19 protein-coding genes, 6 tRNA genes, 2 pseudogenes, 1 riboswitch and 1 other annotated feature are annotated in these 25,973 nt (G+C 41.7%); of the genes and pseudogenes, 21 read left to right on the top strand and 6 right to left on the bottom strand.

Features of this window, described 5'->3' with window-relative positions:
- Positions 1 to 28 precede the first annotated feature (28 nt).
- From HMPREF9088_RS10380 to HMPREF9088_RS10340, 9 genes are all read left to right on the top strand, one after another.
- Positions 29 to 101: transfer RNA gene (locus tag HMPREF9088_RS10380), tRNA-Asp, on the top strand.
- A gap of 5 nt (positions 102 to 106) precedes the next feature.
- Positions 107 to 179, top strand: a tRNA-Phe gene (locus tag HMPREF9088_RS10375).
- 7 nt (positions 180 to 186) lie between these two features.
- Positions 187 to 257: transfer RNA gene (locus HMPREF9088_RS10370), tRNA-Gly, on the top strand.
- 15 nt (positions 258 to 272) lie between these two features.
- A tRNA-Ile gene (locus HMPREF9088_RS10365) sits at positions 273 to 346 on the top strand.
- 22 nt (positions 347 to 368) lie between these two features.
- Positions 369 to 456: transfer RNA gene (locus tag HMPREF9088_RS10360), tRNA-Ser, on the top strand.
- A 9-nt stretch (positions 457 to 465) separates the two neighbouring features.
- Positions 466 to 537: transfer RNA gene (locus HMPREF9088_RS10355), tRNA-Glu, on the top strand.
- Positions 538 to 617: 80 nt separating this feature from the next.
- Positions 618 to 707: riboswitch (SMK box riboswitch) on the top strand.
- Positions 705 to 1,895 (top strand): methionine adenosyltransferase, encoded by a 1,191-nt coding sequence (gene metK, locus HMPREF9088_RS10350; RefSeq protein WP_007209207.1) that lies wholly within the window; start codon positions 705 to 707, stop codon positions 1,893 to 1,895. Its footprint overlaps the riboswitch before it by 3 nt.
- Before the next feature lie 70 nt (positions 1,896 to 1,965).
- Positions 1,966 to 3,444, top strand: a complete 1,479-nt coding sequence (locus HMPREF9088_RS10345; RefSeq protein WP_007209206.1) for an MDR family MFS transporter — start codon at positions 1,966 to 1,968, stop codon at positions 3,442 to 3,444.
- Positions 3,445 to 3,456: 12 nt separating this feature from the next.
- Entirely contained in the window at positions 3,457 to 4,233 is a 777-nt protein-coding gene (locus HMPREF9088_RS10340; protein WP_007209205.1) for an alpha/beta hydrolase, read from the top strand.
- A 155-nt stretch (positions 4,234 to 4,388) separates the two neighbouring features.
- Here the strand turns inward: HMPREF9088_RS10340 and mnmM are convergent, their stop codons facing one another.
- Genes mnmM through HMPREF9088_RS10325 form a run of 3 tightly spaced genes read right to left on the bottom strand, consistent with a single transcriptional unit; the run spans position 4,389 to position 6,596 of the window.
- Positions 4,389 to 4,952, bottom strand: a complete 564-nt coding sequence (gene mnmM, locus HMPREF9088_RS10335; protein ID WP_007209204.1) for a tRNA 5-(aminomethyl)-2-thiouridylate-methyltransferase MnmM — start codon at positions 4,950 to 4,952, stop codon at positions 4,389 to 4,391.
- A complete protein-coding gene (mnmL, locus tag HMPREF9088_RS10330; protein ID WP_040367049.1) occupies positions 4,927 to 5,913 on the bottom strand; it encodes a tRNA modification radical SAM protein MnmL/YtqA in 987 nt (328 codons plus the stop codon). The genes mnmM and mnmL overlap by 26 nt, the downstream gene beginning before the upstream one ends.
- Before the next feature lie 17 nt (positions 5,914 to 5,930).
- A complete protein-coding gene (locus HMPREF9088_RS10325) occupies positions 5,931 to 6,596 on the bottom strand; it encodes a phosphatase PAP2 family protein (protein WP_007209202.1) in 666 nt (221 codons plus the stop codon).
- Between the two features lie 217 nt (positions 6,597 to 6,813).
- On the opposite strand from HMPREF9088_RS10325, the gene HMPREF9088_RS10320 reads away from it, so the two are divergent.
- Positions 6,814 to 8,562 carry a LysM peptidoglycan-binding domain-containing protein gene (locus tag HMPREF9088_RS10320; protein WP_040367046.1) on the top strand — a complete coding sequence of 583 codons (1,749 nt, stop codon included), beginning with the start codon at positions 6,814 to 6,816 and terminating at the stop codon, positions 8,560 to 8,562.
- A 54-nt stretch (positions 8,563 to 8,616) separates the two neighbouring features.
- Positions 8,617 to 8,820 (top strand) — a binding site (T-box leader).
- A gap of 55 nt (positions 8,821 to 8,875) precedes the next feature.
- Positions 8,876 to 11,290: a leucine--tRNA ligase gene (gene leuS, locus HMPREF9088_RS10315; RefSeq protein WP_040367044.1), complete on the top strand. Its 2,415-nt coding sequence runs from the start codon at positions 8,876 to 8,878 to the stop codon at positions 11,288 to 11,290.
- Between the two features lie 152 nt (positions 11,291 to 11,442).
- On the opposite strand, the gene HMPREF9088_RS10310 is transcribed toward leuS, so the two are convergent.
- Both HMPREF9088_RS10310 and murE read right to left on the bottom strand, forming a co-directional pair.
- Positions 11,443 to 11,862 carry an Ohr family peroxiredoxin gene (locus HMPREF9088_RS10310; RefSeq protein ID WP_040367041.1) on the bottom strand — a complete coding sequence of 140 codons (420 nt, stop codon included), beginning with the start codon at positions 11,860 to 11,862 and terminating at the stop codon, positions 11,443 to 11,445.
- 98 nt (positions 11,863 to 11,960) lie between these two features.
- On the bottom strand, positions 11,961 to 13,478 hold the full coding sequence (gene murE, locus HMPREF9088_RS10305) for a UDP-N-acetylmuramyl-tripeptide synthetase (protein ID WP_040367038.1): 1,518 nt from the start codon (positions 13,476 to 13,478) through the stop codon (positions 11,961 to 11,963).
- Between the two features lie 213 nt (positions 13,479 to 13,691).
- Here murE and HMPREF9088_RS10300 point away from each other — a divergent pair, with 213 nt between their 5' ends.
- The 4 genes and pseudogenes from HMPREF9088_RS10300 to HMPREF9088_RS12245 form a co-directional block, all read left to right on the top strand.
- On the top strand, positions 13,692 to 15,338 hold the full coding sequence (locus HMPREF9088_RS10300; RefSeq protein WP_007209197.1) for a putative polysaccharide biosynthesis protein: 1,647 nt from the start codon (positions 13,692 to 13,694) through the stop codon (positions 15,336 to 15,338).
- A 105-nt stretch (positions 15,339 to 15,443) separates the two neighbouring features.
- The gene (locus tag HMPREF9088_RS10295) at positions 15,444 to 16,193 is read left to right on the top strand and encodes a pseudouridine synthase (protein ID WP_052607497.1); all 750 of its coding nucleotides are present in this window, start codon (positions 15,444 to 15,446) and stop codon (positions 16,191 to 16,193) included.
- Between the two features lie 124 nt (positions 16,194 to 16,317).
- A pseudogene (locus HMPREF9088_RS11745) lies at positions 16,318 to 16,771 on the top strand (IS66 family transposase).
- A pseudogene (locus tag HMPREF9088_RS12245) lies at positions 16,772 to 16,849 on the top strand (IS6 family transposase); the annotation flags it as partial. It abuts the pseudogene before it with no gap.
- A gap of 26 nt (positions 16,850 to 16,875) precedes the next feature.
- Here HMPREF9088_RS12245 and HMPREF9088_RS10290 read toward each other — a convergent pair.
- Entirely contained in the window at positions 16,876 to 17,748 is an 873-nt protein-coding gene (locus HMPREF9088_RS10290) for an RluA family pseudouridine synthase (protein ID WP_040367441.1), read from the bottom strand.
- Positions 17,749 to 17,923: 175 nt separating this feature from the next.
- Here HMPREF9088_RS10290 and HMPREF9088_RS10285 point away from each other — a divergent pair, with 175 nt between their 5' ends.
- The 6 genes from HMPREF9088_RS10285 (at position 17,924) to HMPREF9088_RS10260 (ending at position 25,950) form a co-directional block, all read left to right on the top strand.
- Positions 17,924 to 20,098: a PBP1A family penicillin-binding protein gene (locus HMPREF9088_RS10285; protein WP_007209192.1), complete on the top strand. Its 2,175-nt coding sequence runs from the start codon at positions 17,924 to 17,926 to the stop codon at positions 20,096 to 20,098.
- A gap of 64 nt (positions 20,099 to 20,162) precedes the next feature.
- A complete protein-coding gene (locus HMPREF9088_RS10280) occupies positions 20,163 to 20,510 on the top strand; it encodes a YlbF/YmcA family competence regulator (protein ID WP_007209191.1) in 348 nt (115 codons plus the stop codon).
- A 92-nt stretch (positions 20,511 to 20,602) separates the two neighbouring features.
- A complete protein-coding gene (locus tag HMPREF9088_RS10275; RefSeq protein WP_007209190.1) occupies positions 20,603 to 20,989 on the top strand; it encodes a VOC family protein in 387 nt (128 codons plus the stop codon).
- Positions 20,990 to 21,083: 94 nt separating this feature from the next.
- A complete protein-coding gene (locus HMPREF9088_RS10270) occupies positions 21,084 to 22,289 on the top strand; it encodes a metallophosphoesterase family protein (RefSeq protein ID WP_007209189.1) in 1,206 nt (401 codons plus the stop codon).
- Positions 22,289 to 24,946, top strand: coding sequence for an AAA family ATPase (locus tag HMPREF9088_RS10265; RefSeq protein WP_007209188.1), 2,658 nt, complete (start codon positions 22,289 to 22,291; stop codon positions 24,944 to 24,946). The genes HMPREF9088_RS10270 and HMPREF9088_RS10265 overlap by 1 nt, the downstream gene beginning before the upstream one ends.
- Before the next feature lie 56 nt (positions 24,947 to 25,002).
- Positions 25,003 to 25,950, top strand: a complete 948-nt coding sequence (locus HMPREF9088_RS10260; RefSeq protein ID WP_007209187.1) for a 3'-5' exoribonuclease YhaM family protein — start codon at positions 25,003 to 25,005, stop codon at positions 25,948 to 25,950.
- The last annotated feature ends 23 nt before the right edge of the window (positions 25,951 to 25,973 follow it).

The following is a 25,973-nucleotide window of genomic DNA, read 5'->3' as shown; positions in this document are numbered from 1 at the left end:
TCCTGCTCCCGCAATTAAAAACTAATATGGTTCCGTGGTGTAGGGGTTAACATGCCTGCCTGTCACGCAGGAGATCGCGGGTTCAAATCCCGTCGGGACCGCTTTTGGCTCGGTAGCTCAGTTGGTAGAGCAATGGATTGAAGCTCCATGTGTCGGCAGTTCGATTCTGTCCCGCGCCATTGTTATGCGGGTGTAGTTTAGTGGTAAAACTACAGCCTTCCAAGCTGTTGTCGCGAGTTCGATTCTCGTCACCCGCTTTAGTTTTTTAAAATGGGCCTATAGCTCAGCTGGTTAGAGCGCACGCCTGATAAGCGTGAGGTCGATGGTTCGAGTCCATTTAGGCCCATAGTTTCAAATATTTTGGTATTGGGGAAGTACTCAAGTGGCTGAAGAGGCGCCCCTGCTAAGGGTGTAGGTCGGGAAACTGGCGCGAGGGTTCAAATCCCTCCTTCTCCGTTTTAGCATGGTCCGTTGGTCAAGCGGTTAAGACACCGCCCTTTCACGGCGGTAACACGGGTTCGATTCCCGTACGGATCATTGAAGCATTCATCTGAATGCTTTTTTTTTTGCTTTCAAATGAAATATGCGCTATTTCAATTAGAAACGTGGTATAATCATTTCGTTGCAAGTTCCCGAAAGGATTCGCATATGAACGAATAGCGAAGATGCCTTGTAACCGAATCGAAATTTAGGGGGAATAAAAAATGTCAGAAAAACATTTATTTACTTCAGAATCTGTTTCTGAAGGACATCCGGATAAAGTGGCTGATCAAATCAGTGATGCTATCTTGGACGCAATCGTTGAAAAGGATCCGGAAGCTCGTGTGGCCTGTGAAACATCTGTAACAACTGGCTTGGTTCTTGTTTTTGGTGAAGTATCAACGAAGGCTTATGTCGATATTCAAAAAGTTGTCCGTCAAACAATCAAAGACATTGGCTACACTAGAGCCAAATATGGCTTTGATGGTGATAATGTGGCTGTCTTGGTTGCATTGGATGAGCAATCACCAGATATTGCTCAAGGGGTCAACGAAGCGTTAGAAATTCGTGGTACACAAGGCGATAAATTAGATGAGATTGGAGCAGGAGACCAAGGCTTAATGTTTGGTTTTGCTGTGGATGAAACACCTGAGTTAATGCCGTTACCAATTGCTTTGAGCCATCGTTTGGTCCGTAAGTTAGCAGAATTAAGAAAATCAGGTACCTTGGATTATCTTAGACCTGATGCAAAGTCACAAGTAACAGTAGAGTACGATGAAAATGAAAAACCATTACGTGTGGACACAGTTGTCATCAGTACCCAACATGACGAAGAAGTTTCAAATGAAACGATTCGTAAAGATGTGATTGAACAAGTTATTCAAGAGGTCATCCCGAATAAACTATTGGATGATCAAACAAAATATTATATTAATCCTACTGGCCGGTTTGTCATTGGTGGACCTCAAGGGGATGCTGGTCTGACAGGACGAAAAATTATCGTTGATACATATGGTGGGTACGCTCGCCATGGTGGGGGAGCATTTTCTGGTAAAGATGCGACTAAAGTAGACCGCTCTGCTAGTTACGCTGCTCGTTATATTGCCAAAAATATTGTTGCAGCTAAATTAGCAAGTAAAGTTGAAGTGCAATTGGCCTATGCTATTGGAGTGGCTCAGCCTGTTTCAATCAGTATTAATACGTTTGGAACTGGAACAGTGGCTAATGATAAATTGATTGCAGCCGTGCGTAAGAACTTTGATTTACGACCAGCAGGGATTATCGAAATGTTAGATTTGCGTCGTCCTATTTACAAACAGACGGCTGCATATGGACATTTTGGTCGTACAGATATCGATTTGCCTTGGGAGCAGACTGACAAAGTTGATGCGCTAGTGGCAAGTGTGAAGGAATAAAGAGGCGACTTCTATTAAGTAGTTATTTCTTAATAGAAGTCTTTTTTTATGCAATTTTTTGGAGGATGAGATGGAGAGAAAAACGAATATTAAAGCAGTCACAGCAGCGGTGTTTGTGGCAACATTTATGACTGCAATCGAAGGCACCATTATTACAACGGCAATGCCAACAATTGTTGGGTCGCTTAAAGGTATTGAAATTATGAACTGGGTGTTTTCGATTTATTTATTGACGAATGCGATGCTGACACCTGTATATGGGAAACTCGCTGATATGATTGGCAGAAAGCCCGTCTTTTTATTTGGCACGGCTATCTTTATGATTGGTTCTGCTTTGTGTGGCATGTCGTACTCTATGGTGCACTTGATTATTGCGCGAGCGATTCAAGGGATTGGTGCGGGTGCAATGATGCCGGTCGCGTTCACAATTATCGCCGACTTGTACTCGGCTGAGAAGAGAGGAAAAATTCTTGGGTTAACGAGTACTGCATGGGGGGTCGCAAGTGTTGTAGGCCCGCTGGCGGGTGGTATCGTGGTCGATCTCTTTAGTTGGCATTGGATATTTTTCATCAATGTGCCAATTGGTTTTGGACTGATTTGGTTAATAGGTAGGTATTTAATTGAAGAGAAACGACCTAAGACCAATAAGAAAATGGATATGCTAGGCAGTCTGATGTCGATGATGATGTTGATGTTCTTTTTAATTGGCATTCAGTATTTAGGTGACGAAGGGTTGTCGTTACGAGTCGGTATGTTTTTCTTAATTAGTCTAATTGGTTTAGTCGTATTTATTCAAGTTGAGAAACGGGCGGAGGATCCATTGATTTCTCTTGAGTTGTTCCGTAATCGTACCTTTGTCGTCGTGAATTTGGTTGCGGCGCTAGTTAGTGGCTTTCTGATGGGAGTGGAAGTTTATATTCCAATGTGGATGCAAGGTGTATTGGGAATGAGTGCAGCGATTGGTGGCTTGATCTTGGCACCGCAGTCGATTATGTGGGTGTATGGCTCATCAGTTGCTAGCAATTGGCTAACTATTTTTTCATTACGAAAAAATCTACTCATTGCACTACTTGTTACCTTGATTGGTGGGACATTATTATTTTTGATGCCATTTGCAACTCCATTTTATATTTTTTTTGTAATTTCAGCTGTGATAGGCACTGGGATGGGTGCGACAATCGTCATAACAACGGTCAGCGCACAAAACAGTGTCCCTCACAAACAACTAGGCGTCGCAACGTCGTTCAATACACTCGCTAAAACGTTGGGGCAAACGATGATGATTGCGGTCTTCGGTATTATTTTTAATGCTGCGACTGCGAAGGAATTAACAAAATTGACGATTGCTGTTCCAGAAGATGCAATGAATCAATTGGTGAATCCTCACACGGCTAAATTATTGCCGACAGAGTCTCTACAAGCACTGCGACATGTTTTGTATCAAGGATTGCATAGTATTTATGGAGTGGCTATCTTATTGGTCATCGTAGCTATTGTTTCTGCTCTTACATTAACACAAAAAACTGGTACAATAAGAACAAACAAATAAGCAGGTGATAAGATGGCTTTTTTACAAGCGAATATTTTTTCAAATGTATTGCAAATGGAAGTAATGATTAATGTCATTCTTCCTCAAAAAACAGAAAAAGCATACGGAACGAATCAAGTGGGGCAAACGGAGGATCTTCCTGTTATGTATCTCTTACATGGGATGCATGGCAATCATAGTGTCTGGCAAAGACGAACATCGATTGAACGGTATGTTGCAGATAAAGGGCTAGCTGTGATTATGCCATCCACGGATTTGGGGTGGTATACAGACACGACGTTTGGCATGAACTATTGGACCTTTGTCTCGGAGGAACTGCCACGTATTTGTCACGAGCTATTTCCGCAATTAACGAAAAAAAGAGAGAAGACATTTGCTGTGGGCTTATCAATGGGCGGCTATGGCGCTTTAAAGTTAGGGATGCGCTGTCCAGAATCATTTGGGGCCATTGCCTCTCTGTCGGGTGCTTTAGCGCTGGCAGACATGCTGGAGCCATTTGAAGAGTTACCCAATCCGGCGTATTGGACGGGTATCTTTGGCGATGTGCAGCAATTTAAAGGATCGGAAAATGATCCAATTCATCTAATAGAGGAAGTCAATTCCGCACACGCGCCCCGAATTTTTGTTTGTGTAGGTACAGGAGATCCACTTTACCCTGCTAGTCAATACGCAGTACAAAAGATGCGAGCAAAAGGCTTAGAGGTGACGTATGAAGAAGGACCTGGTGCACACAATTGGGAATTTTGGGATCATTGGATTCAGCGCGTATTGACATGGTTAGAAGAATAAAAAATGTTTATGCGCACTATTTAAACATATTTAAGCGACAGAAAAGCAAAAAGACTAGAAAATCCAGAAGTTATTTTTCAAACTTTTGGATTTTCTAGTCTTTTTTGCCACTCGGATTTAGCAGCGTAAAGGCAATTTTATCATACGCGCTTTGGTTATTTTTTTTCGATACAAAATAAAATTGGTGGAGCATTACGCTGGTTGATAAATTGATAGGTCATCACTTGGTATTCTTCTTGCGGTAACGTCTGACAAAAAGCTTGTACGTGATCTAGCTCCTCTTGACCACCAGGATGACCATAATATGCAACAAGCAAGATCCGGCCACGCTTAGCAAGAACAGGGAGCATTTGCTGGATGGCTGCTAGAGTATGCTCACTATGAGTAATAATCTGTTTGTCACTACTTGGTAAATAACCTAGATTAAAGATGGCTAGTTTAAGAGCAGTTTGCTTTGGAAAGTACTGAGTAAATTGCTCATGTCCGTCATGGATTAAAGTCGTACGATCTAACAAATCGGCTGCGAGTAGCCGTTGTTCGGTCGCGATGAGTGCTGGCTTTTGGACATCAAAAGCAAAAACATGACCAGTTGGCCCAACTAGCTGGGCCAAGAATGCTGTATCATGACCATTGCCCATCGTAGCATCGACGACACAATCTCCAGAAAGGATGATTTCTTTGGCTAATTGATGACTATAAGTTAAGGCCGTGGGTAGCATAGTGCGTATCTTCTTTCTTTTGATAGAATTTCCCTTGGAAACTCTCTCTTTTCTCTAATTCACGATCAATCGCATTCAGTACTTCCCACTTTTGAAGACTCCACATTGGCCCGATAAGAGAATCCCAAGGCGCATCGCCAGTCAATCGATGGATGATGATGTCTTGCGGGATGAGTTCTAATTGATCGCAAATAAGGGAAACATAGGTCTCTTTTGAAAGTAGTTGCAAACGTCCTTCATGATAATCGCGAATCATGCGAGTATTGCGCATCAGATGGAGCAGATGGAGCTTGATGCCTTGTATATCTGCATCGTGAATGGTGCGTCGTACATTTTCAACCATCATGTCATAGGTCTCACCAGGTAGACCGTTAATGAGATGCGTACAGACGCGAATGCCATGGCTACGAAGCTTTGCCACACCCTCAAGATAGGTGTCGTAAGAATGTGCACGATTGATGAGCGTACTTGTTTGTTCGAAGGTTGTCTGTAAGCCTAATTCGACCCACAGATAAAGTCGTTCGTTTAATTCTGCTAAATAGTCGACCACCTCATCAGGCAAGCAGTCAGGTCGTGTACCAATTGATAGCCCGACGACGCCAGGAAGATTGACGACTTGTTCAAAGCGCTCACGAATTACTTCCACGGGAGCATGTGTATTGGTGAAGTTTTGGAAATAGACGATGTATTGTGCGACACCCGGCCATTTTTGATGCATCTGGTCGATTTCTTTGTAAAATTGTTGAGGGAGTGGATCATGTGGGGCGACAATCATATCACCAGAACCAGAGACACTACAAAATGTACAGCCACCATGTGCTACGGTGCCATCGCGATTGGGACAATCAAAGCCACCATCGATGGGCACTTTAAATAATTTTCCGCCAAATTCGTCACGTAAAGCACCGTTCCATGTGTGGTATCGTTTGCCGGAACTATCAAGGTACGTATAATCGCTCATATGAGCTGCTCCTTCTTTCATTTTTGTTTTTGTGTAAAGCGCCAAATAAATTGTTTTTCTTTAAAGAGAGGATAAGTGAAGCCAAGCCAAACAAGTCCTTCTGAATAGCCCGCCAGAATATCGCTTGGATAATGCACGCCTAAATATATGCGACTAGTCCCGATACCAATAATCAAAAAGACACAGATGATGCGCAGTAGCCATTTGACCCAATTGGTTTGAATGAAAAAAGGAATCAATAAAAAGAGTGTTCCATAAAAAACCATGCTGCCGTTTGCGTGACCACTGGGGAAACTGTAGCTGTTTTCTGTTACTAAGTGCACCAAAGATGGGCGTTCTCGCGTGAAGAAAAGCTTGATAAGGAGATTAAAGATAGCAGCGATGCCGATGACCCCTAAGCTAAGCCACAGTGCTTCTGCATATTTTTTCCAATACAAAAATAAACCAAGGATTGCGACAAATAAAATTGAAACCGTAGTCGGGTTCCCGAATTTAGTGACCCATAGGAAAAAAGGGTTCCAGTTAGGATAGTCAAAGCGGATTATTGCCGTCCCTAGTTGGTCAAATGAGTTTAGCCACTGTGGATAAAACTTCACCACATAGCCTAAAAACATAAATAACAATAAAAAGCAGCTCGCAGTAAATTGACTATATAATTTTGTTGTTTGTTGTGGTGTTTGCATGCAATAATTCCTTTCAAATTTACGTGTATTCATTATACCATAGCTTAAAAAGCATAAGTAAAACTTAGCTGACCACTTTATGCAATCATTATTTATTACAATCGAATCGTTTAGATTACAAAGAAATTACATTTAAGAAAATCTAAAGTTTAAGCTTTTATTAAGGATTGATTAAAGTTATACTGAAAATAGTTTCGAGAAAAATGGAGGGGAAATGATGAAAGACGCGCAATCTCGTAAAACCATACATAACAAGCCAACTAAAATAGCCACTCGCTATCAATCGCTCAGACATCAAGTAGCAATAGTAGGGACAGCTGTGACAGCTTGCTCGGTACTCGTACCATTATTGCCAACTAAAGTTGTTTTAGCAGATACAAGTGGCTATACATCATCAACAACGAGTCAAACTGCATTTATCAATACCATAGCTGCTTATGCTGCCCCTATTGCTCAAGCCAATGATCTATATGCTTCGGTCATGATTGCTCAAGCAATTGTCGAAAGTGGCTGGGGACAGAGTGCATTAGCACAAGCACCAAACTATAATTTGTTCGGGATTAAAGGAAGTTACAACGGCCAAACAGTCTATATGAATACACAAGAGTTTTTAAATGGTCAATATGTAACAAAGAATGAGCCGTTCCGTCAATACCCCTCTTATACAGAATCTTTTCAAGATAATGCCAATGTACTAAAAACGACCTCGTTTGGTGGTAGCTACTATTATACAGGCGCATGGAAAAGCAATACAACGACATATACAGATGCGACTGCTTGGTTAACAGGGCGCTATGCTACTGCCCCTAACTATGCGACTGTCTTGAATCGCGTAATTGCTCAATACAATTTAACGCAATATGATTCACCAAGTACGACGAGTACAAGTACAACGAGCACTACCAACACGACAACAAATACAGCCGCGTCAACAACGACAACCTATACAGTAGTGAAAGGCGACTACTTAAGCAAAATCGCCAACAAGTACGGTGTGACCGTAGCGCAGTTGAAATCATGGAATAATCTAAGCAGTGATTTGATATTGATCGGCCAAAAATTGAAAGTGAATGCAACAACGAGTGCCGCAAGTACAAATACCGCAAGCACAAGTACAGCAAGCACTACCAACACGACAACAAATACAACCGCGTCGACAACGACAACCTATACAGTAGTGAAAGGCGACTACTTAAGCAAAATCGCCAACAAGTACGGTGTGACCGTGGCGCAATTGAAATCATGGAATAATCTAAGCAGTGATTTGATATTGATCGGGCAAAAATTAAAAGTGAACGCAACAACGAGTGCCGCAAGTACAAATACCGCAAGCACAAGTACAGCGAGCACTACCAACACGACAACAAATACAACCGCGCCAACAACTACAACGACAACCTATACAGTAGTGAAAGGCGACTATTTAAGCAAAATCGCCAACAAATATGGTGTGACCGTAGCGCAATTGAAATCCTGGAATAATTTAAGCAGTGATTTGATATTGATCGGCCAAAAATTGAAAGTGAACGCAACAACGAGTGTCGCAAGTACAAATACCGTAAGTACAAGTACAGCGAGCACTACCAACACGACAACAAATACGGCCGCGTCAACAACTACAACGACAACCTATACAGTAGTGAAAGGCGACTATTTAAGCAAAATCGCCAACAAATACGGTGTGACCGTGGCGCAGTTGAAATCCTGGAATAATTTAAGCAGCGATTTGATATTGATTGGCCAAAGATTAAAAGTGAACGCAATAACGAGTGTAGCAAGTATAGCAAGCACGACAACTGTTTCAACAACAACCACTACAACTTCAGCGAAGACTTACACAGTCAAAAAAGGGGATAGTCTTTGGAAAATCGCCCAAGCACATGGTTTGTCAGTGAGCGCGTTAAAATCAGTCAATCAATTGTCTGCGGATATTCTTTTAATCGGACAAACATTGAAATTAGAGTAAGTCATTGAACTTTTTTTCTAAATTTGGTAGACTGTCATCAGATACAACTTCATACCTATCACGTTGATAAGGAATAGTAGAATGGTTTGAATCAGTAGAGAGCATATGGTTGGTGGAAATATGTGGGCAAACATTCGAACTCGCCTTAGAGTGTTATTTTCTGAATTTATGTAGGAAAATACGGTCGTTCCGTTATCACGTGGAGCCTTTGTAAAAGGGAAAATAGGTGGTACCGCGTAAATGTAAAACGCCCTATAAGAAGCTGATGCTTCTTATAGGGCGTTTTTAGCAATCATAAAAAGGAGTGGCGAAAGTGAGCTATAATCACGAAGAAATCGAAAAGAAATGGCAAAAATACTGGGCAAAAAACAATACGTTTAATACCCATGATGATCCCCAAAAGCCAAAATTTTATGCACTAGACATGTTTCCATATCCGTCTGGTCAAGGACTACATGTGGGACATCCAGAAGGCTATACAGCAACAGATATTTTAGCGAGAATGAAACGAAGTCAAGGGTACAACGTATTACACCCAATGGGATGGGATGCATTTGGCTTGCCAGCAGAACAATATGCCTTGGACACAGGGAATGATCCAGCTGAATTCACCAAAAAAAATATTGAAACCTTCCGCCATCAAATTAATTCACTCGGTTTTAGTTATGATTGGAACCGTGAAATCAATACGACAGATCCAGAGTATTACAAATGGACACAATGGATTTTCACCAAATTATATGAAAAAGGGCTCGCTTATGAGGCTGAAGTAGCGGTAAACTGGGTTCCTGAATTGGGAACAGTTATTGCAAATGAAGAAGTTATCGATGGCAAGAGTGAGCGCGGAGGCTATGATGTGGTGCGTAAGCCAATGCGCCAATGGATGCTAAAAATCACAGCCTATGCGGATCGTTTGTTAGAAGATTTGGAAGAGGTAGACTGGCCAGAAAGCATCAAAGAAATGCAGCGCAACTGGATTGGTCGTTCTGTAGGGGCGAATGTGACTTTTTCAGTAGACGGTACTGACAAAGACTTTACAGTATTTACGACACGTCCAGATACATTATTTGGTGCAACGTATGCTGTACTTGCGCCTGAATTAGACTTGGTGAAAGAAATTACGACACCAGAGCAAAAAGCAGCGGTGGATGCGTACATCGAAGAAGCAGCGAAAAAATCCGATCTTAACCGAACAGATCTAGCAAAAGAAAAAACGGGTGTCTTCACAGGTGCGTATGCGATTAACCCAGTGAACCAACAAAAGATTCCCATTTGGATTGCTGACTATGTACTTGCTACGTATGGTACAGGGGCAATTATGGCTGTACCAGCGCATGATGAACGTGACTATGACTTTGCCAAAGTATTTGGCTTAGAGATTATTCCAGTCTTAGAAGGTGGCGATGTGACACAAGCAGCCTTTACTGGTGACGGTACACATATCAACTCAGGCTTTTTAGATGGTTTGAACAAACAAGAGGCCATTGATACGATTGTCAGCTGGTTAGAGGAAAAACAAATTGGGAAAAAAGAAGTCAGCTATCGCCTAAGAGATTGGTTGTTTTCTCGTCAACGTTATTGGGGGGAACCAATTCCAATTATCCATTGGGAAGATGGGACAGCGACGACAATCCCAGAAGAAGAATTACCATTACGATTGCCAGTAACGAAAGATATCCGTCCAAGTGGCACAGGAGAGTCACCACTGGCCAATATCCATGATTGGGTCAATGTCGTTGATCCTAAGACTGGTAAAAAAGGTCGTCGTGAAACCAACACCATGCCGCAATGGGCAGGAAGCTCTTGGTATTTCTTACGCTACATCGATCCCCATAACAAAAAAGCTTTGGCTGACTATGGCAAGTTGACACGCTGGCTACCAGTGGATATTTATATTGGTGGGGCAGAACATGCCGTTTTACATTTGCTTTATGCTCGTTTCTGGCATAAATTCCTATATGATTTGGGTGTAGTACCTACCAAAGAACCTTTCCAAAAATTATTCAATCAAGGCATGATCTTAGGTGGCAACAATGAAAAAATGTCCAAATCAAGAGGAAATGTGGTCAATCCAGATGATGTCGTGACACAGTATGGAGCAGACACGCTACGGATGTATGAAATGTTCATGGGGCCTTTGGATGCATCGATTGCTTGGAGTGAAAATGGCCTAGAAGGTAGCCGTAAATTCCTCGAACGTGTTTGGCGCCTAATTGTCGATGAAGAGGGCAAATTACGCGATCGCATTACGACGATTAATGATGGCTCATTGACGAAAGTCTACAACCAAACGGTGAAAAAAGTGACAGAAGACTATAACCAATTGCACTTTAATACTGCCATCTCACAAATGATGGTCTTTGTAAATGAAGCATACAAAGCAGAATCATTGTGCTACGAGTATGTTGAAGGATTTGTGCAACTATTGGCGCCAATTGCTCCACACATTAGTGAAGAGCTATGGGAGGTGCTAGGAAACAAAGACGGCATTTCTTATGTTGCTTGGCCAACATTTGATGAGGCAGCAATAGTAGAAAATGAAGTTGAAATGGTTATCCAAGTCAATGGTAAAGTGCGCTCGAAAGTAACGGTCGCTCTAAATGAAGACAAAGCAATAATCGAAAAACTAGCGACGGAAGATGCGCTCGTTCAAGACTTTATTAGTGGTAAAACCATTCGTAAAGTAATCGTTGTGGCCAATAAATTAGTCAATATTGTTGCTAATTAAAGAGGCTGAGATATTTTGCTACAAAAAAAGACCAGGAAATCCAAAAGTTGGTTCTCAAACTTTTGGATTTCCTGGCTTTTTGTTGTCGTTACTAATTGCTTTTAAACGATCGTCTGAAATACTCTTAGAACGTTATTTAGACGAGTATACTTCTAGCGACCGTCTTCCGCATCATAGGTAACTTCCACATTACCGTGAATCGCTTTTGAATAAGGGCAGATGCCATCGGTTTCTTCCATATATTTCAATGTATCTTCTTTTGAAACACCATCGATTTTACCAATCAAATGGACAGCAAGATGCAAGGTTGTAAAGTCGGGCAAATCACCTAATAACGTCACTTCAGCTCGGACAGAACGATGCTTGTCGCCTAAGCCGTCGCGTTCTAGTGGAAAGACCATCGCGCCATTAAAACAAGCAGAAATACCTGCTGCGAATAATTCTTCAGGATTGGTGTAGCCTTCTTTTTTCGTACCGGTTGTTTTGACTTCTAAGTGGCCATTCAATGATTTACTAACGCCTTCACGTCCACCTTCATTAATAACGGTCGATACTGCCATTTTTTTGCTCATGAAAAACACCCTTTCTTTAGTGGTCTTACACATTCACTATAGTACAACTTGTGACAAAAACAAAAGAAAGTGCTTGCGCATTATGCAAGCATGAACAGTTAGTTCAATAATTGTTGTACGACTTCATAATCACCAGGATAAGGTTCACCTAGACCGTTGATTTTCATTTCTTTTTCGGTTCCTTTGCCGCAAATTGCAACAATGTCTTCGGTCGTCGCATGGGATAGGGCGATAGCGATGGCTTTCTCGCGCTGTGTCTCGACTGTAATCGAGAGAGCATCGTTGTCGATATGGCTAATGATTTCTTTTGCAATCGCTGCGGGATCTTCAAAATTCGGATCATCGCTCGTTAGAATCGCTTCATCGGCAATTTCTGAGAGTGCCTTGGCGATGTCTGCTCGCCGACTCAAGGCTTTGCCGCCCGTACTACCAGTCAGGATAATTACTTTGCCATTCGGGCGCAAGTGATGTCCCAGTTCGCCGACTGCTTTGATACTTAGGTAATTGTGCGCAAAGTCAATCAAAATCAATGGCTGGTTCGGCTCATCAATCACATGCATTCGACCAGGGATGACGGTGTTTGCGATGGCTTGACGGCTGATTTTTTCGGAAAAGCCGAGTAAATGACTGACCAGTAGTGCTGCGGTGGCATTGTCGTGATTAAACGTACCAAGGATTGCCAGACGATAGCCGCCCTCTAGGTCTGAGAATGACAGCGTGTGTGCAATCAAGTCAAACGAGCGTGTGTCTGTTGCATCTTGAATCTCGACATCGACTGTTAGTGAGCGACCAAACGTGACGTAGGGTACGTGATAAAGGGTGCACGTCTCAGCTAAAAGCTCAAAATAATCACTATCGGCATTTAGGATCATCTGTTTGCTGTGTTGAATCAGCTGACGCTTACAATACAAATAATCGTCAAATGTTGGATGCTCGATTGGGCTAATGTGGTCCGGGCTAATATTTAGGAAAATTCCTAGTTCAAAAGTCAGGCCGAAGACGCGCTTTGTCTTGTACGCTTGCGAAGAGACTTCCATCACTAGATGGGTCAGTCCGTTTTCGACAGCCTTAGCCATTTGCTTGTATAAATCGAGCGCTTCTGGTGTTGTGAGATGGGAGCGTGTGTAGTGAACTCCATCTAAAGTCGTTTCTTCAGAAGAGAACAAGGCAGTCTTATGATTTGTGGCTTGCTCCAAACTATCTTTTAAGAAATAGGCACAGCTGGTTTTTCCTTTGGTACCAGTAATACCGATTTTTGTTAATTTGTTTTCAGGATGGTCGTAAAAAAATTGAGCAATCATAGCCATGGCTTCTCGAATATCTGTGACAATCAGACCGACTGCATCGATTGAATCGTATGGTTGTTCGGAGACGTATACTTTAACTCCACCAGTAACTGCCTGCTCTAAAAATACTTCTTTAAATTGTTGCCCTTTGCAAAAGAATAGTGTCGCTTCATCGGCTTCTCGTGAGTCATAAGATAAGGAATGAAACACGTGATCCACAATGGGGTGATCGGGTAGTGTGATATGCCATTGTTGTTGGATGATGACTTCTTTTAGCATCTTTTCACGCAAGAGGACTGCGTAGATGTCTTTTAATTTTTTTTTGTACATAGCTAAGCTCCCTTGACTAATTATCATTGAAGGTATTATACCATATTAGCTAGTATGTATGAGATAGGCATAGAAGAATCCTCCACTTGTGAACAATTAAGAAAGTCCATAATGAGCAGCTTGTTTAGTGGCATCTTAGAAAAATTCATTGCCACTAGTAGCGTTTCGCATTAGAATAGAAGATATGTAGAGATAGAAGATGGAGAAGAAGCGATGAAGCAAACAGATGATACTCACAAGCAACGTCTAAGCAATGAGGAACAAATGGCTCGCGGTTCCGCCTGGTTAACTATTGGCAATATCGGCTCGCGGCTATTAGGTGCAATCTATATCTTACCTTGGTATTACTGGATGGGAGAAAACGGGAAGTCAGCCAATGCATTATTTGGTATGGGGTACAATGTCTATGCATTGTTCATCATGATTTCGACAGCGGGTATCCCTGCGGCCATTGCCAAGCAAATCGCCTACCATAATTCGCGAGGAGAATACAAAACCAGTAAGAAACTATTCGTGCGTGCGATGCAATTAATGTCCGTTTTTGGTGGCGTGTTTGCCTTGATTATGTACATTAGCTCGCCATTTTTAGCTAGCGTAGCGGGTGGTGGTGCGGCCTTGATTCCTACGATGCGTTCTTTAAGTGTGGCGCTGTTAATTATCCCATTGATGAGTGTGATGCGGGGCTATTTTCAAGCGATTCATGAGATGGCTCCTTATGCAATTTCGCAAATTATTGAGCAACTAGCACGTGTCTTTTATATGTTATTGACGACGTTTATCATCATGAAGATTCGCGATGGTAATTATGTGGATGCGGTCACTCAGTCGACGTTTGCCGCCTTTATCGGTGCCATTGCAGGGATGGGGATTTTGATTTATTACTTCCGGACTGAAAAGATTCGGATGGATATAAAAGCCGAGCATAGCCAAGAAGAAGTCGTCTTGGATACCAAGTCTTTGCTGATTACGACAATAAAAGAATCGATTCCTTTTATTATCGTAGGATCTGGAATTACGATTTTTAAATTAATTGATCAATTTTCATTTATCCATACGTTACGATTGTTTGCAGACTATACGCAAAATCAGGCGATGGAGCTGTTGGCATTGTTTGGAGCAAACCCTGACAAGCTAACGATGGTGGTTATTGGCTTGGCAATCGCACTGGCATCCGTGGGGTTACCATTGATTACAGAGGCCTATGCATTAGATGATCGTCGTGGATTAGCGCGCTTGATTAGTAACAATTTGCAACTGTACTTTTTTGTGATGTTGCCGGCGACTTTCGGGATGATTTTATTGGCCTATCCACTGAATACCATTTTTTATGAACCAAATGTATTAGGAACACGAGTCTTGATTGAAGCTTCTTTGTCTGGCTTGGTATTAGGTTTTTTCATGTTAACAGCCAGCATGTTGCAAGGAATGTATGAAAACAAAGCAGCAGTCCAATATCTAGTGATTGGTTTTATCTTAAAACTTATTTTACAGGTTCCTTTTATTTTTCTATTTGAAGTATATGGGCCGCTCTTATCGACGACCATCGCGCTAAGTGTAACGTGCTACTTGAATGTCCGTCACCTACATAAGATGACGCGCTTTAATCGGATGTTGACGTTACGAAGGATTGTCTTGATTAGCTTGATGACAGTGATTTTACTTATCATTGCCGGTATTTCTCGCTTGATTTTTGGACAAGTCTTCTCAGTAGAGCATAAAGGTGCGGCTTTCTTATTGGTCTTACTTGTAGGTGGAATCGGGGCCGCTGCGTATTGTTACATGGCGTTAAAAATCCGGATTGCCGACAAATTATTAGGACCTGGTATGGTGCGTCTAAGACGAAAATTGCATATAAAATAAACATGAGACGAGAACTTTTTAGACAAAAGGTGGAAAATGAATGCTCAAACTATGGGTGTTTGCCATTTGTCTGGAAAGTTCTTTGTACTCACAAGGAGGAAAACGATGCGATTAGATAAATTTTTGGCTACGATGCAACTGGGTAGTCGCAAAGAAGTAAAACAATTCATCAAAAAAGGAAAAGTGACCGTCAATGGCGAAATCACTCGCAGTGATAAAGCACAAATCAACGAATATGAAGATCAAATTTCTTTTGAAGGAGAAGTCATTCAGTATCAGAAGGATTATTATTATCTATTAAATAAGCCGGCTGGTGTCATCTCAGCGACGGTCGATAATTACGACGAAACGGTTATGGATTTATTAGTAGATGAGGATTTTAGAGAAGATTTATTTCCAGTGGGGCGTTTAGATAAAGACACAGAAGGGCTATTAGTGCTGACCAATGATGGTCAACTAGCACATCGCTTGTTGTCCCCTAAAAAGCACGTGGAGAAGGAATATCATGCCACGGTGGCTGGCGTGATGACGGCTGAGGATGTGGCATTGTTTTCTGAGGGTCTGATGATTGACCAAGGAGAACAGTGTCTACCAGCAAAACTAACTATTTTATCTGTCGATGAATCAGCCCAAACAAGTCAGATTTCGCTCATTTTGCATGAAGGGAAATTTCATCAAGTAAAGCGTATGGTTGCTGCAGTGGGGAAAGAAGTGGTCTATTTGAAACGCATTCGGATGGGGCAACTAACGCTAGATGAATCATTAGCATTAGGGGAGTACCGGGCGCTCACTGCTTTAGAAGTCGAAGCGTTGCAACAGAATCCTTTTTCTGATAATGCAGAACTTATCGTTTGAAAACGATCATGTCGCAAGTGTACAAATCCAAAATATAATAAAAATACATTGGATTTTGAAAATGCAGTAGAAGAATTCAGTAGATAATAAAGTATCGTTACAGAAACAATTCATCAGAAACGAAATGAGCGTACCAGCCTATCGTCAAATTACTTATTGGAATCAAATAGGATTAGCAATTACACGAGAAAACATTAGTAATTGGCGAAATTTAGTTGGACATGAGTATTTATCATTACTCGTTGAACGATTTCAGAAACAATTGTGGAAAGAAGATGTCTTATGCCGATGAAACAACCTATCGTGTGCTAAACAGCAATAAGGAATCAACGGTTTTCTGGGTATTTAGTAACATGTCTGATAGTTCTACTCCGTTAGTTGTTTCCCATCATCATGAGACAAGAAAAACGGTAGTCTCACAAGATTTCTTGAAAGAATGTACTGGCTATCTCCATTGTGATGGGTACTCGGTGTATAGTTCGTTAGATGGGATTTTACTCATTTATTGTCTTGCCCATGCGCGACGAAAATTCTACGAAGCCATCCCAAAAACAAAGACAACCAATCGATGGATATAAAAAAACCGAAAAGAAGGAATTCTCTTCGGTTTTTCAGGCTGCACTGAAATCAAACGATTACTGGAATTTCCAGCATAATTCATCATAAATAAAAGCAGTCTGATTTAGTTTACAAGGTTGCAACCGAATAAGGAATCAGGTGTGGCAATCGTCATTTCTTGCTGCGTGAAAGGATGGATAAAGTGCATTTGGTAGGCATGTAGGAAGAGACGTTCGGCCGGTTTGGTTTGGTAAAGTGAGTCACCGATGATTGGGTGGCCGATGCTTGCGAGATGGACGCGAATCTGATGGGTGCGTCCCGTTTCTAGTTGACAGGTAATATTTGTTGTCTGGGAGTGAACCTGTATGACTTGCACATGTGTCACGGCTTGCTGTCCATGACGCTCATCTATCACTCGTTTGCGGCGGTCATGGCGATCACGGCCGATTTTTTTTCGAATCGTGCAATTTTTTGTGAGTTTGCCAGTTACGATTGCTTGATAGGTGCGATAGATTTTCTTTTGCTCTAATAGACGTCCTAAAATCGGTAAGACTAGCGGATTTTTGGCAAATAAAATGACGCCGCTCGTTTCTTTATCTAGTCGATGGACGACATAGGCTTGTTGCTGTTTGGGTGCAAGGTACGCTTTTATATCATTGAGTAGCGTGTCGTCTTCATTTGGTTGATTCGGATGGGTCTTGATACCAGCGGGCTTGTTTACTAAAAGCAGATGCTCATCCTCGAATAAGACGGATACTCGGCTTGCCTGACCGAGTGCGACGGGCTGATAGCTATAATCGTCTGCTTCTAAACGTAGCGTGATTCGATCCCCTGCTCGTACTTCTTGGTGAAAGAGTGCTAACTGATCATTGACCCAAACGTTTTTGCGGATACGAAGAAAGTGCCGTACTTTTCTTGGTACAAGCCATTGCATTTCGAGCAGCTCGCGAACGGTGGTCGTCTGTTGGGTAGGTGGCAAAGTAATTTGGTAATCCATATGATTCCTTTCTAATGGAGCATGATTGATGTTTAAGATTTTTTTAACAAAAAAATCCTCTTTTGATAGCAAACACATGATACACTAATTGAGAACGTATGAGAAGGAATTTCCTTCCTAAGACGTATGCTGGCCTTGCTTTTTTTCGGTATAGTAGACTTAATGGAGGAAGAAGATGAATGTGAAACAATTTTTGGCTGCTTTATGGCAAGCCCTCAAAACATACAGCAAGCGCTTTTGGTTATGGGGCAAACCATACTTGCATCAACTGCATTTATGGCGCAAGCGGATTTGGAAAAAATACCATCTGCATAAAGTATTTCTCTTAGTTGCTTTAGTCTGTTTGCTTTGTGTGAGTGTGTATTTATTTTATGTAGCAAAGACAACAAATGTATCAGAATTAGAATCAGGATTAAAAGAATCCACGATGATCTACGATACAGATGGAGAAAGCGCTGGGAAATTATATGCGCAAAAAGGAACGTATATTGATTTAGATGATATGTCACCCGCGCTTATCGATGCAGTTATTTCGACCGAAGATCGTAATTTTTATACGCATCACGGCTTTGATATTAAAGGAATTGCGCGGGCTGCTGTACGGATGGTAATTAATCGGAGTACCGAGGGCGGCGGCGGAAGTACGATTACCCAGCAGTTGGCTAAAAATGCGTATTTGACGTTAGACCAGACCTTTACGCGTAAAGCGAAGGAAATTTTCTTGGCTGTCGAAATAGAAAAGAACTATTCCAAAGATGAAATCTTGACGATGTACCTAAATACTTCTTACTTTGGTAATGGGGTATGGGGTGTGCAAGATGCTGCAAATAAATATTTTGGTGTCAATGCAAGTGAACTGACAGTGGGTGAAGCAGCAACCTTGATTGGAATGCTAAAGGGACCATCAATTTATAACCCGATTGATCATTTGAAAAATGCAACGAATCGCCGAGATACCGTATTACAACTGATGGTCGATAATAATAAATTAAGTGCTAGCGATGCAAAAGTACAAGCAAATGTCTCGTTGGATAGCTTGCTCAATGATACATACCAAGCATCGTCTGATAATTACCAGTATCCTTCGTATTTTGATGCAGTGATTAATGAAGCAGTCGATGAATATGGGCTGGATGCCGATGATATTATGAATCGCGGCTATAAGATCTATACCACGTTGGATCAAGATCAACAAAAAGCGATGCAAGAAACGTATGCTGTCGATGGCTATTTCCCAGAGAATGCATCAGATGGCGCAATCGTACAATCAGCAACGGTCGCCATCAATCCAAGCAATGGGGGCGTGACAGCCTTAGTCGGTCGACGAGGGGAGTCAGTCTTTCGTGGGTTTAATTTTGCTACCCAGATGAAGCGGTCACCTGGATCGACCATTAAGCCACTAGCTGTCTATGCACCAGCTTTGGAAAAAGGTTATACACCAGCTAGCGTCTTACAAGATAGTCCTCTAAGTTATTACGATGCGCAAAATTATAGCGGCACGTATTCTGGTGAGGTCCCAATGTATCAAGCCGTCGCACAAAGCTTGAATTTGCCTGCAGTTTGGTTGTTACATGAGATTGGTTTAGAGACTGGGTTTAATAAGGCCAAAGAATTCGGCTTATCCTTGACTGATGAAGACAAGTATTGGGGCTTAGCGTTAGGTGGGCTACAATATGGCGAGTCACCGCTGACGATGGCGGCAGCGTATAGCGTATTTGCCAATGGCGGCACGTACTATCAGCCACATTTAATTACGAAGATTGTCGACTCTACCGGTGCGGTGATTGTTGACAATACTGAAGTCAAAGGCAAACGAGTGGTATCGCAAAAAGTAGCCACTGCAATGACGAGTATTTTACTAGGGACGTATTCACATGGAACAGGGGTTTTAGCAGATCCATATGGCTACACAGTCGCTGGGAAAACAGGAACGACCGAAACAGGTTTTGACGCAACCAAAGTAAATGATCAATGGGTGATTGGTTACACACCAGATTTAGTGATGGCGACGTGGTTGGGCTTTGAAAAGACGAGTGCTGAACATTACTTGCACGGCACGAGTGAAACCGTCGCAGGGTTGATTTTTAAAAAAGTTGCGGAAAGTGTATTACCTTATACCAAGGGAACCAGTTTTGAGGTGGCTGATGCTTACGACACAGGTGGGAAAGTGTTAACACCGGAAGAAGCCAAAGAGCAGTCAGGGGAATCCACGGACAATAATTGGCAAAAGGGATTAGATGACTTTACCGAAAAAGCCAAAGAAGGGTTAACAGATTTTGGAAATACAGTTAAGGAAAAATCAAAAGAGCTTTGGAATAACCTCTGGGGGAAAATCCAAGAAAATCAATAAAGGGTTTTGTCAGAGCTCTCATAAGATGGTAAAATAGAGAAAGAAGAATGAATGGAGGAACATCATGACAGCAAATATTTATGATACAGCAACGCAACTAGAACGAGAAATTCGTGCAACCGATCAATACAAAGCCTTGCAAGAAGCATTTGCAAATTTAAAAGAAAAAACGGAAGCCTATGCCTTATTTAAAGAGTTTCAAGCCTTTCAACAAACACTTCAACAAAAAATGATGAGCGGCGAAGAAATGACGGAAGAAGATGCTCAAAAAGCGCAAGAATTAACAACAGCTGTCCAAGCCGAAGCGGGGATTGCAGAGTTAATGGAAGCCGAGCAAGCCTTTAGCTTATTGGTGAATGATATGAACAAGATTGTTATGGCACCAGTTCATGAATTGTACGAAGGCGAATAAAAAACGTTCATACTAAAATAAAGACAGTCGTTTCACATTTAGCACGAACTAAATGTGAAACGACTGTTGTTTTGTAGAAAGAGTGGGAGAGCATGAACCATATTGAAATTTATGTAGCCAATCTTGCTAACACGGTCCAATTTTATCATTGGTTGTTGGTTTGTAATTTGGAATTCGAACTGGATACTCATTGGGTGAATGGCGTAACGTTCCGTCAAGGTGATTGTTACTTAGTTTTTGTTGAAGTAGCCAAAGAAAAACAATCAATGGGTTATAATCGTACGCACATAGGACTGAATCATTTGGCTTTCTGGGCAACATCTCGGCTGAAGGTTGATCAAATACATGATCAATTGACTATCATGAATCCCACAACGTTACTTTATGATCAATTGTATCCATTTGCAGGTGGACAGAATCAGTATGCGGTCTATTTTGAAGATCCAGATCGAATTAAATTGGAAGTGGTTGCCGTCTAAATCAGAAAAAATACGAACAAGTTTTCGCATTTTTTCTGACTTTTGACAGAGAACATGATAAAATAAAGGAATAAACGCAAAGGAGTCATACAGAATGGTACGGTTTATTCATGCTGCCGATTTGCATTTCGATCGGCCATTTGAAGGCCTGTCTGCTCTTAAAGAGTATCAAGCCTTTTTTTTAGAGTACAATCAACAGATGGTGCAAACGCTTGTCGATGTTGCACTAGAAGAAGCGGTTGATTTTTTAGTATTGGCGGGGGATACGTTTCACCAAAACCGTCCAACATTAAAAATGCAACGCTTATTTTTTGAACAAATGGATCGTTTAGCGCAGCGAAATATTCCAGTCTATCTTTGTTTTGGCAATCATGATTATTATGATCCAACTCGCTATTGGTTTGATTTTCCTAAAAATGTTCATTTATTTACATCAGAGGAGGTCGCAACCATGATGGGGGAGACAGCAGAACATGAACGTTATGCTATCAGTGCGTTCAGTTACTGTCATCCATGGATTCGCACGACAAAAGCCAGTGAATTTCCGCCGCGTATGGCTGTCGATGTGCACATTGGCATGTACCATGGGGAAGTGGGGGTATCTGGGCAATACGCACCATTCCAAGTAGCAGATTTGCAAACCAAAGGCTATGACTATTGGGCGTTAGGGCATATTCATGTTCCCACTAAGTTAGCCAGTCAGCCTCCGATCTGTTATCCGGGGACCCCGCTCGGTCGAAATAAAAAAGAAGACAAAATTGCAGGAATTCAACTTGTTACCATCCATCCACAACAGGCACCTATCATCGAACAAATTTCTGTTGCTGGGATTCATTGGCTTACCGGACAACTATCTTTAGCTGGCTGTTCATCGAAAAAAAACGTCTTGGATCGCTTGCTGAGTGAACCAATCCATTCTCGCCCATGCTTTTTACAGTTAGAGCTTTTTGATACGGACGATTTACCAAGTGATTGGTTATCACCCGTAGAAAAGCAAGAGCTGTTGGCTTATGTGAATCAAAGGCAAGGTGAGCAGACAACCCAGTGGTTATACGATGTCACAGTGGTTAAAGAAGCACAGCAGGACCAAGGCAGTCCGCTATTACTTGATTTTGCTGAATGGCAACTTTTGTATCAGACCTATCAAGAACCCGCTGTTTTTCATCAAACTGTTGAGGAATTGTGGACACAACCGGTTTTGAGTCAGCTGTTTCAGACTACCTCTTTCCAAAAAAAGGTATTAGTCAATGTTCAGCGGCGCATCTACGAAGAATTTGATGTGAAAGAGGAGGGGGAATAATGCATATTATGAAAGCCGAAATTGTTGGTTTCGGCGCCTATCGTCAGCGAGAGTTTACCTTTTCAGCAGGCAATCAATTGATTTATGGGGAAAATGAAGCGGGAAAATCCACTCTTTATCAGTTTATCCAAGCGATGCTCTTTGGGTTTCCTAAGAAATCCAATAAAAAACGAGACTATACGCCGACAGATGGAGCTGCCTATGGGGGACGTTTATGGATAGCGACTCCCCAATATAAATCGATTAAAATCGAGCGGTTCCGTCAAGCAAATCGTGGAAAAGCTCGCGTATGGCTTGGTGAATTAGAGACAACGGAAGAACACTTGCAAACGGTATTAGGTGGCCTGACATTAGCAATGTTCCAAGAAATCTACACCTTCCAACAAGAGCAACTGTCCAAACTTGATCACTTACAAGAAGACGAATTGCATCAAGCACTGTTATCAATAGGAATTAGTGGAAATCAGTCCATCATGTCCAGTATACAAGCCGACAAAAAAAATAATCAGGCACTCTTCCGTCCAAGAGGGCAACGGTTGCCATTAAATCAACTGATTCAACAATACAAACAGTTGCAAGCGCGCATTCAAGTTAAAGAACAACAAGAGGCTCAAGTCCAAGCAAAAGTGCAACGAGTTGGGCAAATTCAACACGAAATGGAACAAATGAATCAAACGTCAACAGCGCTACATGAGCATGCTCAGCAATATGAGCAGCAGACACTTCATTGGAGTCTCTATGAAGAATGGCAAATGCTCAGACAAACATTGCCTAAAGAAGAAAACCTAGCAACACCGGAGCTGACACGACGAGTACAACACTTTTACCAGCGTTATCAAGATGTGACAGCAACGATTCAAAAACATCAAGCTGAAATAGCCCGATTGGAGCAAGGCAACACTTCTGAACGGTATTTTTTTTACTTAGAACATGAAGCAACAATTCAACAAGTGAGCAAAGCACAAGTCGAATTGGCGCGAATGGTTGATCAAGTAGCGCAACAAACGAGTACGTTACAAGTAAAGCTGCAGCAACAACAAAAATTGGAAGCAAAATGGGGGTGGCAAGCCGACCAGCCACCTGCCCTTGCCCAACAAGCCATTTATGATCAATTAGCAATGATAAAAAAATTACAACAAGAACGTCAACTGCTTCATGAACGAAAGCGCTGGGTAGCTGAACAACAAGTAGCAACTGAAGAAAAGCAAATGAGCGAAATTGATCACTATCAGGTGAAAAAGGATTATGCAAAACCCTTACGTATCGTGGCAATTGTAGCGCTTGTTTTGGGTGGGATAACCGTTTTAATAAGGGAACTGGGACCAAGTATTTTCTTCATGCTTTTAGGAATAAGTAGTGGCATCATGTCCTATCGTCTATCATCATCAAAAAATACCCAGTCAGTGCATGAGTCTTCTTCAGAGGCACCCAAAAGGCAAACAAACTATGAGCTGGAATTGCAAGATCTGAGTGATCAACTGCTGGGAAAACAAGAAGCATACGAAAAATTGGTGCACCAATTATATCCTTTCTTTGGAGAGCAAGTTCCAGTTGATGAGTGGCCATTCATCGTGCAACATTACGATGAAGAAGTGCAAATATATTTGGATTTGTTACAAAGTTTGCCACCATTGCGCCAAAGCATCAACACTATACAGACCAAATTAGCGGAAAAGGAACAAATTTGGGCTGATTTTGGGGAATGGCTACCGTTGGCCAAGTTACCTTTAATGGAGCAAGTGACGAAGATTTTGGCTTTTGGCGAAGAAATGCAGGCGATTAAAATGGAACGTTTGCAACAACCCAGTACTCTATTAGCCAAACAAGTTCAACAATTGCAACTCGAACGGGAGCAGTTAATCAAAACACACGATGCGTTGTTGCATCAATTAGGAATTGAGCAACCAACGGATATCCCAATGTGGATGAGACAGTGGGAAGAACATTGGCAACGGCGGAAGCGTGAGCGAGAACTAGCCCAGATGTTAGCTGGTATCTATCCTCAGCAAATAAAAAAAGATGAGCTAGCAATGCTTGTGCAAAAAAATCACCAACAACAAATGGACCTCAAACACCAAAAAGAGTTGTTGGTAGCTGAACAACAAAAATTGCGACTGGAACTGGCTCAATTGCAAGAAGATGGGACCCTTGATGAACTTTACCAACAGCGTGTGTTGCTTGAAGACGACTTGCAAGAAAGTACTACACAATGGGCAAGCAATCAACTTCATGCAGCGATGCTTGGGGACCTAGCCACAAATCGGTCCGAACAACAATTACCACAATTAGTGCAAAAAGCAGTGCACTTCTTTCAAATTTTGACGAGAAATCATTATCAAAAAATTTGGTTTGATGAAGGACTATTGTTTGTAGCAAATGAGAAACAGACGTTTGATATTTATCAATTGTCCACAGGAACGAAAGATCAGTTGATTATGGCCATTCGCTTTGCGTATCTTTCTTTACAGGGCAATGAAACGTTATGTCCAATAATGATTGACGACGGATGGTTGCATTATGATTACCAACGAAAATATGATTTAGCACAACTTTTTAAAGAATTTGGAAAAACGATGCAGGTCATCTGTTTATCCTCAGACCGAGAAATGGTAAGCTATTATCAGGAATTGGACCAAATGCGAATGTCCATCGAATGAAAGGATGTGAATTCTAGCTTTGTTGAATGCTGTGCATCCACAAAGCTAGCCACGTAATGAAAAAAATTAGAGAATTAACCCTTGATGAAACCTTTCAATTATTTGTTTTAATCAAGCAAGCAGATGTTCGAATTGCCAAAAATGGCAAAAAATTTATTGCCTTCACATTTCAAGATACGAGTGGCACAATTGATGGAAAATTTTGGGATGCATCCGAAGAGGAAATTCAAAAATTTTCAGCGGGAAAAGTGGTTTGTCTTGATGGAAAACGAGAAGTCTACCAAGGAAATCCACAGGTGAAGATCATTCATTTGCGGTTACCAAAAGACGAAGAACCATCCGATGCTAGTTTATTTATGGAACGCGCCCCTGTGAAACGGGAGGAGATGGAGGCATTCATCAGCCAAACGTTATTTGAAATTACTAATCCTCATTGGAATCGCATTGTTCGGTATTTGTTCAACCAATACAATCGGGAATTTTTTGAGTACCCAGCAGCAAAACGTAACCATCATGCGTTTGCTGGGGGCTTGGCTTATCATACAACGACAATGTTGCACTTGGCAAAAGCAATGGTAAGTCAATATTCCCAACTAGATTCTGCTTTGCTTTATGCTGGTGTTTTGCTTCATGATTTAGGCAAAGTGATTGAGCTATCTGGTCCAGTGGGAACGGAATATACGTTAGTAGGAAATCTAGTGGGGCATCTTGTTATTGTGGATGAGGAGATTACAAAAGCTTGTGTGGCCTTATCGATTGATCCGGCTAGTGAGGATGTTGTGTTGCTCCGGCACATGGTGTTGACCCATCATGGATTACTAGAATATGGCTCGCCAGTACGCCCACGCATCATGGAAGCTGAAATTTTACATCAAATTGACAACCTCGATGCTTCAATGCAGATGATGAGTACAGCCATTAGTCAAACAGAACCAGGAAGCTACACTGAACGAATTTTTGGTTTAGATGGCCGTAGTTTTTATGTACCGAAAATAAATGAGTAAATAGCAAAAAAAAGTAGTTGAAA

This window comes from Enterococcus italicus DSM 15952 (assembly GCF_000185365.1).
GTDB lineage: Bacteria > Bacillota > Bacilli > Lactobacillales > Enterococcaceae > Enterococcus_G > Enterococcus_G italicus.
The sequence above is the reverse complement of the archived record's forward strand: the minus strand, read 5'-3'. Positions and strand labels throughout refer to the sequence as shown.